This window comes from Proteus sp. LHD240705 (assembly GCF_047921555.1).
GTDB lineage: Bacteria > Pseudomonadota > Gammaproteobacteria > Enterobacterales > Enterobacteriaceae > Proteus.
In genome coordinates this window covers 332,071-344,634 of record NZ_JBLRMI010000001.1, presented here as the reverse complement: position 1 = coordinate 344,634, position 12,564 = coordinate 332,071, and the positions used below count along the sequence as shown (strand labels likewise).

Below are 12,564 nucleotides of genomic sequence, written 5' to 3'. Positions count from 1 at the left end.
TTACTTGTTTATATCTATATGATTTTGTTGGTTCAATAGTCATTTTTATTCATGCTTAACTATCATTTTTAGGGGCTGTAATTATCTAACAACTAATTAACCCATTTAGCTAAACAAAAATTAAAGCTAGTTTAGCTTTCGTTGTTTTTAATTATTTAAAAGAGTCAAAACATGATTAATAAACGTGCTTTTTTGTAATTAAGATCACAATTAAACGACCTTTACCTGAGTTTTTATTGCTATCTTGAATTGATTTTTATTTAATCCAATTGTTAGCTAAACCGTTTTAGTTTTCAATTAAACTAAATACTCGCTACATAAATAAAAAAGAATGACAGAGGCTATGATGAATATTGAAAAAGTTGCTCACCAGCTTGTGCCTTTATTAGGTGGTGCTGAAAATATCGCAAGTGCAGCACATTGCGCTACGCGCTTAAGACTTGTTCTTGTTGATGACTCAAAAGCAGATAAAGAGGCAATAAATAAATTAGAGGGTGTAAAAGGGTGTTTTAGTAACGCTGGGCAAATTCAGGTCATTTTCGGCACAGGGTTAGTTAATAAAGTACATGCTGCATTTATTGCTGCCGCAGGTATTAGTGAATCTAGTAAATCTGAGGCTGCAAATATTGCGGCTAAAAAGCTCAATCCATTTCAACGAATAGCTAGACTGCTTTCCAATATCTTTGTCCCTATTATTCCTGCCATTGTAGCGTCAGGCTTATTAATGGGATTGCTGGGATTAATGAAAACTAACCAGTGGGTAAGTCCCGATAATGCACTCTATATCATGCTTGATATGTGTAGCTCCGCGGCTTTTATTATTTTGCCCATTCTTATTGGTTTTACTGCTGCAAAAGAATTTGGCGGAAATCCTTATCTTGGCGCGACATTAGGCGGAATTTTAACGCATCCAGCCTTAACTAACGCGTGGGGGGTTGCGGCTGGATTTAATACCATGAATTTTTTTGGGTTAGAAGTCGCCATGATTGGCTATCAAGGAACTGTTTTCCCAGTATTACTGGCAGTTTGGTTTATGAGTGTACTGGAAAAACAATTACGTAAAGTTGTTCCTAATGCACTTGATTTAATTATCACGCCATTTTTAACCGTTATTATTTCAGGCTTTGTTGCGTTATTAGTGATTGGACCTGTCGGTCGTCTTTTAGGTGATGGTATTTCATTAATACTAAGTACGTTAATTACGCAGGCAGGTTGGATTGCAGGGCTTATTTTTGGTGGTCTTTATTCTGTTATTGTTATTACAGGAATACACCATAGTTTCCATGCAGTCGAAGCTGGATTATTAGGGAATCCGAATATTGGCGTAAATTTCTTATTACCTATTTGGGCGATGGCTAATATTGCACAAGGAGGAGCCTGTATTGCCGTTTGGTTTAAAACCAACGATGCGAAAATTAAAGCTATTACGATCCCATCGGGTTTCTCCGCGATGTTAGGTATTACAGAGGCGGCAATTTTCGGGATTAATTTGCGTTATGGTAAACCTTTTATTGCTGCACTAATTGGAGGTGCTGCTGGAGGCGCTTGGGTTGTTGGCTCTCACGTTTATATGACCGCTGTTGGTCTTACCGCTATTCCGGGTATTGCGATTGTACAAACGGGTTCAATTATTAATTATGTTATTGGTTTAGTGATCGCATTCTTAACAGCTTTTGTTCTTTCTCTTTTACTGAAATATAAAGTGGAGTCTGCATAAATGACAAAAAGCGAAGGATTATCTGCAATTTTACAAGCGGTTATGCGTAATAGTGCTAAAGCTGCAAAAGATAAATACTATCCGCGTTGGCATTTAGCGCCAATAACTGGGTTATTAAATGATCCCAATGGGTTTTGTTTTGATGGTAAGTATTATCATCTTTTCTATCAATGGGCGCCTCTGTCTTGTGAGCATAAAAATAAATGTTGGGGGCATTGGCGTTCAAAGGATCTTATTACTTGGCAACATCAACCTATTGCTTTATTGCCTGATGAATTTTATGACAAAGATGGCTGTTATTCTGGCAGTGCTGTGATCAATCAAGGACAATTAACGCTTTGTTATACCGGAAATGTAAAATTTGATGATGGTTCTCGTACTGCATGGCAGTGTTTAGCAGTTGAAAACCAGCAGGGTGGTTTTGATAAGTTAGGGCCTGTTTTAGGGCTTCCTGAAGGTTATAGCGGACATGTTCGTGATCCTAAAATTTGGCAACACAACGATAAATGGTACATGGTGTTAGGGGCGCAAACGTTAGATAAACAGGGTAAGGTTTTACTTTATCGCGCATCTCACTTATATCAATGGCAATTAATAGGCGAGTTAGCAGGAAGTCATTTAGGTGGATTAGATGATGTGGGTTATATGTGGGAATGCCCAGATCTCTTTGAACTTAGTGGACACTTTATTTTATTAACCTGTCCTCAAGGAATAAAAAAAGAACAATATCGATTTTTAAATTCGCACTCTAGTGCTTATTTAATGGGCAGTTTTGATTATTCAACATTGCAGTTTCAACATGGTGATTTAATCGAACTTGATGCAGGTTTTGAGTTTTATGCGCCGCAAACCACACAAGTTAATGGTAGGCGTTTATTATTTGGTTGGATGGGGGTTCCTGATGGAGAGGAAATGTATCAACCGACCATTGCTAATGGCTGGATACATCAAATGACCTGTCCTCGTGAATTACAAATAAGCGAAGGGCAACTTTATCAGCAACCCGTAAAAGAATTACAGCAACTCAGACAAAATGTACAATATTGGCAAGGCATTGCAGATGATGCGCCTGAAATTAACGGGTTTTGTGTTGAATTAGAGGTGGAATTAATAGACTCTCTCTTAATTCAATTTTCTGATTCACTTGAATTAACCATTGAGAATAATCAAGCAATATTAAAACGTCGTAGTGTTAAAAATGGTGAATGGCAATCACGTTTCTGGTCTGGTGATATAAAACATCTTCAAATATTATGTGACAGTTCGAGCGTGGAGATTTTCTTTAATCATGGTTTGGGTGTGATGAGTAGTCGTTTTTTCCCTTCAGCAAAACAGATCATTAATTTTTCGGGTAAAAACACAATAAAGCTAACAACTTGGCAATTAAATGATGCATTGTTTAGTTAAATAAGATTAGATAAACAATAAATTAATTTAAATTCAGCAAATGCAGCCTTAAGTAAAATAATAGTGAAAAAACAAAAGCGTACGACTATTACAGATATTGCAAAACTAGCAGGTGTATCAAAAACAACAGCTAGTTTGGTATTGAATGGCCGAGGTAAAGAGATGCGTGTTGCTGATGACACCATTGCGCGTATTACCTCTATTGCCCAACAATATCAGTATCAACCTAACATTCATGCTCGCTCTTTACGTGATAATCGCAGTTATGCATTGGGATTGGTTATTCCTGATATTACTAACTACGGATTTGCCTCAGTGGCTTATGAACTAGAAATATTATGTAGAGAAGCGGGTATTCAGCTACTTATTTCCTGTACGGATGAAAATGCGGCTCAAGAGACTCTTGCAATAGAACATTTGTTATCACGACAAATCGACGGTTTGATTGTGGCTTCTTGTTTACAAAATGATTTTGAATATCAGCGCTTAAGTAAACAAATTCCCGTTGTGTTATTTGACCGTTATTTTGACGGTACAACATTACCTTTTGTTGTCACAGATTCAACTACCACGACACAACAACTTATTGCGGAGATTGCTTCAACAAAAGGCATTGATGAATTTTACTTTTTAGGTGGACAATCAACGATTTCACCCACAAAAGATCGCCTTTTAGGTTTTACGCAAGGGCTTTCTCAAGCCAATATTAATTTGAAAACAGAGTGGATCATTCACGGGCACTATCATCCAAGTTCAGGCTATGAAATGTTCGGCTCTTTATGTGCGTCTTTAGGTCGTCCACCCAAGTTTGTTTTTACTTCAGCCTGCGGTTTGCTAGAGGGTGTATTACGGTATTTAAGCCAAAATAAAATCATGCAAGATGATGTTTATTTAGCAGGCTTTGATGATCACTATCTTTATGATTCATTATCGATACCAATAGATACTATTGCACAAAATAATCCTGAATTAGCCTCTCACTGCTTTCGACTCATTATGGGATTAATTAACCAAGCAAATTTAGAAACTCACCAAATTTTTGTTCCAGCAAAAATACACCAACGACATAAATAAGATTGAGCAATTTTATGCAATATCATTTATCTTTACTGACTGATAATTATTCTCTATAGAATTAATGTATTAAAAGTGAAGACAGGTAAATGGAAAAAATCAAAAATAATAATGAAGATAGGCAAGTAATGCGTGCTTTTGGCCTTGGTGCTTTGCATGTTTTACCTTTATGCCTTGCGGTTATTCCTTGGGGAATATTAGCGGGATCAATGGCCGTTGATGCAGGATTAACCTTTGCACAAAGTGTCGGAATGTCTGCAATTATATTTGCAGGGGCGGCGCAATTGGTGACATTAGGATTAGTGGTTTCTGGTGCGGGAATGCTGACCATTATTGTTTCTGTCTTTTTTATTACAGCTCAGCATCTTTTATACGGACTAACCTTACGTCCTCATGTTGCCCATTTAAAATGGTATCAACGCATTACAATAGGTTTTTTATTAACGGATGAACTTTTTGCTGTTTCAGCACAACCTAAAGTAAAACTCACACCCGCTTATATGATAGGTGCGGGATTATGTTTTTATTTAGCGTGGGTTGCCGTTAGTATTGTTGGTATTATTATGGCAAGCCAAGTTTCTGATTTATCTCGTTATCATCTTGATTTTTCTATTGTTGCCACGTTATTGGCAATTGTTATTCCGTTAATAAAAACATTTAGTACATTAGTAGGCGTTATTGTCTCTTTTTGCCTATCTATTATTTTCAGCTGGTTGAATATAGAAGGTGGCGTAGTGATTGGTGGATTAACAGGCATGTTTATTGCTGTTTGTGTTGCTAGAGCCAGAGGAGAACAAAAATGACATGGTCGTTATTATTAATTTTGGCACTCGTCATTTTTATGTTGCGTTATTTCTTTCTTGAACCGGCGATCCCCGTCAAATTACCGTCTGTGATCAGACAGGCATTAGGATATTCTGCACCTTGTTTATTAACTGCAATTTGTGCACCCATTGTGCTGTTAGAAAAAGGCGAATTTAAAGGTATTCTAGATAATCCTTATCTTTGGGGAACCTTATTATGTGTAGGATTAGCGCTTAAAATACGTAATACCTTAGTGGTCGTGTTGCTGACATTAGTGGGCTTTTATCTGCTTAATGCTTTGTTAAATTAAATACCAAGGTGATTTTATTTAACATGGTATTTACATTTTAAAACTATCACATCTGTAATAATCTAAGTTATTATTTTATCAGCCGTTCTTGAACGGCTGATTCTACCTCTCTTTTCTAAATCTCCATTCATTATTCGACTCGTTTCACCTCTCATTTTTAACGTATGCCAATTGATGTTGTGTTAAAAAAATGTGATCTAAATTGCTTTGATTTGGTTTTGCTTCTGTTTTTGGTTTTTTGTTTTGAATACCATCGCAGAATCACTGACCTAATCTCCTTATTCTCGTTATCAATGATACGGAGGCACTTTATATGTTTTCAGAAGAACGGCGACAGGAAATTTACACCATTATCAGAGAACAAAAGAAAGTTAAAGTGGCTCAGCTTGCGGAAAAATTCAGTGTCACATTGGAAACTATTCGCAGTGATTTGAAATACCTCGAAGGAGAAGGGTTGATCAAACGTTGTCATGGTGGCGCCATACTAGGGAAACAAGAAATTAAAAAAATAAGTAAATTTAGTGATAGTTTTGATATTTCATGTTTATTGCACGATTTATTAATCGTGAGAGAACGTAAAGATAGAAAGCCAGAAGGTAAAGTCTGTGTGCTTGGGTCATTTGTGGTAGATATTATTGCCAATGTCGATTCTTTTCCAAAAGTCGGAGAGTTAATTAACTCTAAAAGCAATTCGATAGGTCCTGGTGGTAAAGGAACAAATCAGGCAATGGCTGCCAGTTTTTCTGATGCGAAAGTGCATTTAATAACAAAAGTTGGTGAAGATCATTTTAGTAAATATGCATATAAATATTTACAAGAAAGTGGAATTGATTCTTTCACTATTTTTCAAACAGAAATAGAGCCGACAGGCAGTTCAATTAGTTATTTAGCAGATAAAACACAAAACAATATTACAGCGACTTATTTAGGTGCGAACAATACATTCTCTGAGCAAGAGATTGATATTTCTTTGCCTTATGTAAGTGAGGCAGATGTGTTATTGCTCCAAGGTGAAATTAATATAGAAGCCAATATTAAAGCAGCGATGTTTGCAAAGTCTGTTAATAAAATTATCGTACTTAATGTTGCACCTTACAGCGAAGATTTAAAGCAACTTTATTCCACTCTTGATTTTATTACGTTAAATGCAAATCAAGCATCACACTGGGCTGACATTGAAATAAACGATATTAAAGACGCAACACAAGCGATTAACGTTATTTCAGGTGATGAAAATAAGAAAGTCATTATCTATATGGATGAGCTTGGTGTGGTCTATTTTGACGGACGCGCCACTTTTCATATTCCCCCTATGCCATCGTTACGAGTGGATACGATGGCAGCCACGGATGCTTTTAATGGCGCATTTGCTTCAAAAATAGCGGCAGGAGGCACAATGCATGAGAGTGTATTATTTGCCAGTGCTTTCCTCTCTGCGTTTATAGAACAAAAAGGCGTAACAGCAATGCCTGTACTTTCTCAGGTTCAGGCTCGCCTTAAATCAAGGCTCGAAGATATTCGACCACAAATAATCTGCAATGAGAAAAGGTGCATATAATGAAAAAAACACTTCTGGCATTTACCCTATGCAGTTCCATTTTTACACTTCCAGCTTTTGCTCAATATCCAGAAAAGCCGATTACTATTATTGTTCCTTGGGCTGCGGGAGGTAATACTGATACTGTTGCACGCCTAGCGGCTAAAGGGCTACAAGAAGAATTAGGCGTGACCGTTAATGTGGTAAATAAAACTGGAGGTAGTGGTGTTGTAGGTCATGATGCCATTAAAAATGCAAAACCCGATGGTTACACATTAGGTATTGCAACGGTTGAAATTACCATGATGCATCATCAAGGAATGACAAATTTAACTTATCAAGATTACACACCGATTACACGTCTTGCCGTTATTTATGGTGGATTACAGGTTGGGAAATCTTCACCATTTAAAAATGCACAGGAAATTATTGATTACGCAAAAGCAAATCCGGGTAAATTAAAAGCATCTGGCAGTGGGTTAAATTCAATCTGGCATCTCAATACTATTGGTATGTTGCGTGCCGCAGGATTGCCTGATAACGCCATTCGCTTTATCCCATCTCAAGGTGCAAGTGCTGCATTACAAGAGCTTGCTTCTGGTGGTGTTGATATTGTGACCTCTTCATTAGGTGAGGCAGACAGTATGGTAAAGGCAGGATTAGTGAAGCATATGGCAATTATGTCAAATGAGAAATCGGCTTTTTATCCTGATGTACCATTATTTAAAGAAGCCACACCTTATAACTGGGATTTGCAAGCATGGAATATGCTAGTTGCGCCAAAAGGGCTAGATAAAGAAGTGCAAGATAAACTCACGGCTGCAATGAAAAAAGTGTATGCATCTGGTGAATTAGCCGAGTTTGCAAATAAACAAGGATTTGAAGTGATCGAGCTATATGGAGATGATGCCACTCAATTTATGGCCAATGAAGATAAAAAGTTTGGTGAAATTATAAAGAAATAACTGAGGAAACGGCTGAACAACAGCCGTTTTTATGCCTATGCTAAATCGTCATATTCTATCGCTAATATTTTGCTGCTTTGGTTTATTTCTTATTGTTTATAGTGCGTATTCATTAGGTGATTTTAGTGAATATGGCGCCGCATTTATGCCTTCTATTATTGGCGGTGGCATGATTATATTTTCATTAATAGATATATTTTCACGCAATCAAGAAAGTGATATTCCATTAGTTTCATGGCATGAAATAAAATTTGTTTTATTAATTATTGGAATTATTCTTTTTTATGTTTTTGTATCAGATTATCTAGGTTTTATTTTAACAGGATTAATTATTACCGCACCGTTAATGATAAAGTATGCAACAACAAAACCTATATACAGTTTTATTATTTCAGCCAGTGTGGTGTTAGGTGTGTATTACTTATTTACCGCTGTACTGTTAGTACCGCTACCTCAGCTATTTTCATAAATAGAGAACAACAGTATGGATATATTAATTAGCGCCCTTGCTTATATTGATTACACAACAATACTTGTCGTTATTGGTGCTTGTTTATTTGGCTTATTTGTTGGTGCAATTCCTGGATTAACATCAACAATGGCTATCGCATTAATGGTGCCATTTACTTTTTTTCTTGATCCCATTCCTGCATTAGCCTTAATGATTTCTGTTGGCGCGTCTTCTATATTTGCAGGTGATATTCCTGGTGCTTTATTAAATATTCCGGGTACACCTGCATCAGCGGCTTATACCAATGATGCACACAGCTTAGTTAAAGAAGGTAAAGCCAACCGTGTATTAGGTATGTCGTTAACAAGCTCTGTGATTGGTGGCGTTATTGGTACAATTATATTAGCGTCAACAGCGCCAGTTTTAGCTGAGTTTGCTTTAAAATTTAGTTCTTATGAATATATGTGGCTGTCTTTAATTGGGCTTAGCTGTGCAACTATTGTTTCAGGTTCACATATTAGAAAAAGCTTATTAGCACTGTTCTTTGGTATTGCATTATCCACCATTGGTTATGATGAATTTACAGGGCAAGCACGCTTTACTTTCGGTGAAGTCTCTTTAATGCAAGGTGTAAGTTTTATTCCAGCAATGATAGGATTATTTGCAATTTCCGGTGCAATTAAATATTACGTTGAGCGTTGGAAAGAAAAGCAAATCACGCTAAGTGAAGTGAATGCTGAAAATAATTCTTACAATATTTTTAAAGGAATTGGTGGTGTTGTTTGCCAGCGTAAAGGCGGCATTTTCCGTAGCGGAATAATAGGAACATTAATTGGTGCTTTACCCGGTGCGGGTGCCGATATTGCGGCATGGATCTCTTATGCCGTTTCAAAGAAACTCTCTAAAAACCCAGAAAAATATGGTCATGGTTCTGAAGAAGGTATTGTTGATGCTTCAGCAAGTAATAATGCAAGTTTAGCGGGAAGTTGGATCCCATCTTTAGTATTTGGTATTCCGGGCGATTCTGCTGCTGCAATTATTATCGGTGTCTTGTATATGAAAGATATGCAACCAGGACCAACACTATTTTTATTCAACCCAGATAAATTGTATGCTGTCTTTATTATTTTCTTTATTGCTAATTTAATTTTATTACCGATTGCTTTTATTGTTGTCAATTTATTGAAGAAGATCGTTGCTATTGATAATGCAATTATTTATCCAGCAATTATCTTATTTAGTCTCGTAGGCTCTTACGCAATTACTAATACGATGTCTTCTATTGTTGTTATGTTAGTAATGGGTGTTATCGGCTATTTCCTTCAAGAACGAAAATTCCCAATATCACCCATTATTTTGGGCATGATTTTAGGGCCAATGTTAGAAAAGAATTTACTTTCATCATTAATGAAGTCAGATGGTGATTTTATTAATTTTGTTAATAGGCCTATTTCGATGATATTAGCCAGTGTGTTTTTATTCATTGTTATTATGCAAATTAGAGGTACGTTTAAAGCTAAATAAAGCCTCGTTTATTTATAAACAATTATTTAAATAGAGATGCTTTTTAAGTATCAGGGAAAACTCATCTTAAATAAACGAAATGATTTTTTTAAGATGATAAAAATCAGCAGATAAATAAAAATATCGGGTGATCACATGAAAAAAATATTAAATAAGCCAGAAAATTATGTCGATGAAACATTAGCAGGCTTATGCCTTGCTCATGGTGGTATTTATCGTCAACCACAGCCAAGATTGATTACTCGTTCGAAAAAAGCCAATAAGCCCAAAGTGGGTATTGTAACGGGTGGCGGGTCGGGTCACTTACCTGTATTTACAGGATATGTCGGTGAGGGCTTATTAGATGCAGCCGCCGTAGGCGATGTTTTTGCTTCACCTTCAGCCGATTTAATGGCAGATGCCATTCGTGAAGCAAACAGTGGCTTAGGTGTATTGTTACTTTATGGCAATTATGGTGGCGATATCATGAATTTTGATATGGCGACCGAAACTGTCGATTTTGAAGATGATATTCGTTGTACAACCGTTTTAGCTACTGACGATGTGGCTTCAGCAAAACCAGAAGAAGCGCACAAACGCCGTGGTGTTGCTGGAATGATCTATGGTTTTAAAATGGCGGGCGCCAAAGCCGAAGAAGGTGCAACACTTGATGAAGTCACGCGTGTTGCTCAAAAAACCATGGAAAATACTCGAACCATTGGTTGTGCGCTGACATCTTGCACCTTACCCGCAGTAGGACATCCTACTTTTGAAATTGGTGACGATGAAATGGAAATGGGGATGGGTATTCACGGTGAACCGGGAATTTGGCGTGATAAATTACGCAACGCAGATGATATTGCACAAGAGATGTTTGATCGCTTACAGACAGAATTATCATTAAAAACAGGAGATAAAGTCTCTGTATTAGTTAACTCTTTAGGCGCAACACCATTAGAAGAGCTTTATATTCTGTACAACAAAATTGCACAGCTGATTGATAAAACAGGTGCAACAATTGTGCATCCGTTAGTTGGACGTTATGCCACATCCATGGAAATGACCGGTGCAAGTTTAACATTATGCAAATTGGATGATGAGCTAGAAGCCTTGATGAATGCACCGGCTCATTGTGCATTCTGGAGGGTATAGCGATGAATATTACGCTTGATATGCTCAAACAAGCGGTGATCCGTATCGCTATTGCTTGCGAGCAATCTCAATCAATGCTATGTGAAGCAGATAGTCGTCTAGGTGATGGGGATTTAGGGATCACCATGCAAAAAGGCTGGCGACAAATTGCAGATGATTCACAAGATTGGCCTGAAGATCTAAGCAAAGCACTTTTCCAATGCAGTAAATCATTACAAAAAGCCTGTGCTTCTTCTTTTGGTACATTGCAAGCAACCGCTTTTATGGCAATGGCCAAATACTGCAAAGAAAACCAACTTCAAGAAATATCGTCCTCCGACATTTCATCGCTATTAACTATTGCATACCAAAGCATGATGGCAAGGGGAAAAGGGGAGTTAGGGCAAAAATCCGTACTCGATATTCTTTACCATTTATCTGAAGCGCTAAAACCAACTTTAGCTATCGATAGTTTAAAAGCAGCAGCCTTACAAAGCGTCGATAGTACGCTTAATGAATTTCGCCAAAAACCTAATTTATTAGGTCGAGCCCGTATGTTCCCAGAAAAATCTATTGGTTTAGATGATCCGGGTATGTTGGCAATTAAAGTTATTGTTGAAGCAATCTGATTTAATAAAGGTCTTTATATGAAAAAATTATTTGGCGTTACAGTGGCAATGGTTACTCCGTTTGATTCGAACGATCAAGTAGATATTAAAGCGTTATCTGCATTAACTGAAATGCTAGTAACCAAGGGCGTTGATTGCCTTTATCCTTGTGGTACAACGGGTGAGATGTTGCGTTTATCTGCATTAGAACGTAAAAATGTTGCGAAAACCGTTGTTGAAACAGCGAATAAGCGTTTACCTGTCTTTATTCATGTTGGTGCAATGACATTAACTGAAACCATTGAATTAGCCAAACACGCAGTTGAAATTGGTGCCGATGGTATTGGTGTGGTGACGCCACAATTTTTTGGTGTGACAGACAGAGAATTAGAAAACTATTTTGTGACAGTGGCAAATAGTGTGCCGGATAATTTCCCTGTTTATCTGTATAACATTCCGCAATGTGCGGCAAATAATATAAAACCTGAATTAGCGGCAAAAGTACAACAACAGTGTAAAAATGTAATTGGTATTAAATACAGTTTTGCTGATAACAATACAACATTAAGCTACCTTGCTGTAGCCGATAATTTTTCCGTCCTTCATGGCTACGATAAATTATTCCTAGGTTTATTAGATGCGGGCTGTGACGGTACGGTTTCTGGTTGTGCTTGCGTATTCCCTGAGCCTTTTGTGAATATGTATAAAGCTTATATCGCAGGTAATTACCAAGAAGCGAAACAGTGGCAACAATTTTGTGTGAAATTTAGTGATGCACTTAAGTCTGGCGCGAATATGGCAATATTTAAATCGGCATTAACCATGCGTGGTTTAGAAGGTGGTCATATGCGTTTGCCACAACTCGATTTATTGCCTGAAGAAAATCAACAATTAAAAGAAAATCTGACTCAATTATGTAAAAAAGCAGGTATCACTTTTTCACTTAATTAAAATTTGTTAAACAAACGCCCCCGTTATTTTAGTTGATTGGTTGTATGTTGGTGTTTTTAAGCAGTATAGGTTTTTCTATACTGCTTTTTTTCATATTAGAACATGC

Annotated in this window: 12 protein-coding genes; all 12 read left to right on the top strand. The window is 37.0% G+C overall.

Annotation, left to right across the window (positions count from 1 at the left end; genetic code table 11):
- Positions 1–346: 346 nt before the first annotated feature.
- Positions 347–1,717, top strand: a complete 1,371-nt coding sequence (locus tag ACNART_RS01660; protein WP_349443118.1) for a sucrose-specific PTS transporter subunit IIBC — start codon at positions 347–349, stop codon at positions 1,715–1,717.
- Positions 1,718–3,124, top strand: coding sequence for a sucrose-6-phosphate hydrolase (locus ACNART_RS01655; RefSeq protein WP_102086688.1), 1,407 nt, complete (start codon positions 1,718–1,720; stop codon positions 3,122–3,124).
- A gap of 63 nt (positions 3,125–3,187) precedes the next feature.
- Positions 3,188–4,198: a substrate-binding domain-containing protein gene (locus ACNART_RS01650; protein WP_198619491.1), complete on the top strand. Its 1,011-nt coding sequence runs from the start codon at positions 3,188–3,190 to the stop codon at positions 4,196–4,198.
- Between the two features lie 89 nt (positions 4,199–4,287).
- Complete coding sequence (locus ACNART_RS01645) at positions 4,288–5,001, top strand: AzlC family ABC transporter permease (RefSeq protein WP_226892290.1); 714 nt, start codon at positions 4,288–4,290, stop codon at positions 4,999–5,001.
- On the top strand, positions 4,998–5,312 hold the full coding sequence (locus tag ACNART_RS01640) for an AzlD domain-containing protein (RefSeq protein ID WP_075673103.1): 315 nt from the start codon (positions 4,998–5,000) through the stop codon (positions 5,310–5,312). The genes ACNART_RS01645 and ACNART_RS01640 overlap by 4 nt, the downstream gene beginning before the upstream one ends.
- 313 nt (positions 5,313–5,625) lie before the next feature.
- Positions 5,626–6,870 (top strand): PfkB family carbohydrate kinase, encoded by a 1,245-nt coding sequence (locus ACNART_RS01635; RefSeq protein ID WP_102086690.1) that lies wholly within the window; start codon positions 5,626–5,628, stop codon positions 6,868–6,870.
- Positions 6,870–7,814 carry a tripartite tricarboxylate transporter substrate binding protein gene (locus ACNART_RS01630; protein ID WP_102086691.1) on the top strand — a complete coding sequence of 315 codons (945 nt, stop codon included), beginning with the start codon at positions 6,870–6,872 and terminating at the stop codon, positions 7,812–7,814. The genes ACNART_RS01635 and ACNART_RS01630 overlap by 1 nt, the downstream gene beginning before the upstream one ends.
- A 31-nt stretch (positions 7,815–7,845) precedes the next feature.
- Complete coding sequence (locus tag ACNART_RS01625) at positions 7,846–8,283, top strand: tripartite tricarboxylate transporter TctB family protein (RefSeq protein WP_102086692.1); 438 nt, start codon at positions 7,846–7,848, stop codon at positions 8,281–8,283.
- 15 nt (positions 8,284–8,298) lie between these two features.
- Positions 8,299–9,789, top strand: coding sequence for a tripartite tricarboxylate transporter permease (locus tag ACNART_RS01620; protein ID WP_368926726.1), 1,491 nt, complete (start codon positions 8,299–8,301; stop codon positions 9,787–9,789).
- A 135-nt stretch (positions 9,790–9,924) separates the two neighbouring features.
- Entirely contained in the window at positions 9,925–10,920 is a 996-nt protein-coding gene (locus ACNART_RS01615) for a dihydroxyacetone kinase subunit DhaK (RefSeq protein WP_102086694.1), read from the top strand.
- 2 nt (positions 10,921–10,922) lie between these two features.
- Positions 10,923–11,528 carry a DAK2 domain-containing protein gene (locus ACNART_RS01610; RefSeq protein WP_368926730.1) on the top strand — a complete coding sequence of 202 codons (606 nt, stop codon included), beginning with the start codon at positions 10,923–10,925 and terminating at the stop codon, positions 11,526–11,528.
- Positions 11,529–11,546: 18 nt separating this feature from the next.
- A complete protein-coding gene (locus ACNART_RS01605; RefSeq protein ID WP_198619496.1) occupies positions 11,547–12,458 on the top strand; it encodes a dihydrodipicolinate synthase family protein in 912 nt (303 codons plus the stop codon).
- Positions 12,459–12,564 lie beyond the last annotated feature (106 nt).

What these genes read in the sequence shown, in the direction of transcription:
- ACNART_RS01660 (WP_349443118.1), top strand. Translation starts at nt 347, where the DNA reads ATGAATATTGAAAAAGTTGCTCACCAGCTTGTGCCTTTATTAGGTGGT.
- ACNART_RS01655 (WP_102086688.1), top strand. Translation starts at nt 1,718, where the DNA reads ATGACAAAAAGCGAAGGATTATCTGCAATTTTACAAGCGGTTATGCGT.
- ACNART_RS01645 (WP_226892290.1), top strand. Translation starts at nt 4,288, where the DNA reads ATGGAAAAAATCAAAAATAATAATGAAGATAGGCAAGTAATGCGTGCT.
- ACNART_RS01640 (WP_075673103.1), top strand. Translation starts at nt 4,998, where the DNA reads ATGACATGGTCGTTATTATTAATTTTGGCACTCGTCATTTTTATGTTG.
- ACNART_RS01635 (WP_102086690.1), top strand. Translation starts at nt 5,626, where the DNA reads ATGTTTTCAGAAGAACGGCGACAGGAAATTTACACCATTATCAGAGAA.
- ACNART_RS01630 (WP_102086691.1), top strand. Translation starts at nt 6,870, where the DNA reads ATGAAAAAAACACTTCTGGCATTTACCCTATGCAGTTCCATTTTTACA.
- ACNART_RS01625 (WP_102086692.1), top strand. Translation starts at nt 7,846, where the DNA reads ATGCCTATGCTAAATCGTCATATTCTATCGCTAATATTTTGCTGCTTT.
- ACNART_RS01620 (WP_368926726.1), top strand. Translation starts at nt 8,299, where the DNA reads ATGGATATATTAATTAGCGCCCTTGCTTATATTGATTACACAACAATA.
- ACNART_RS01615 (WP_102086694.1), top strand. Translation starts at nt 9,925, where the DNA reads ATGAAAAAAATATTAAATAAGCCAGAAAATTATGTCGATGAAACATTA.
- ACNART_RS01610 (WP_368926730.1), top strand. Translation starts at nt 10,923, where the DNA reads ATGAATATTACGCTTGATATGCTCAAACAAGCGGTGATCCGTATCGCT.
- ACNART_RS01605 (WP_198619496.1), top strand. Translation starts at nt 11,547, where the DNA reads ATGAAAAAATTATTTGGCGTTACAGTGGCAATGGTTACTCCGTTTGAT.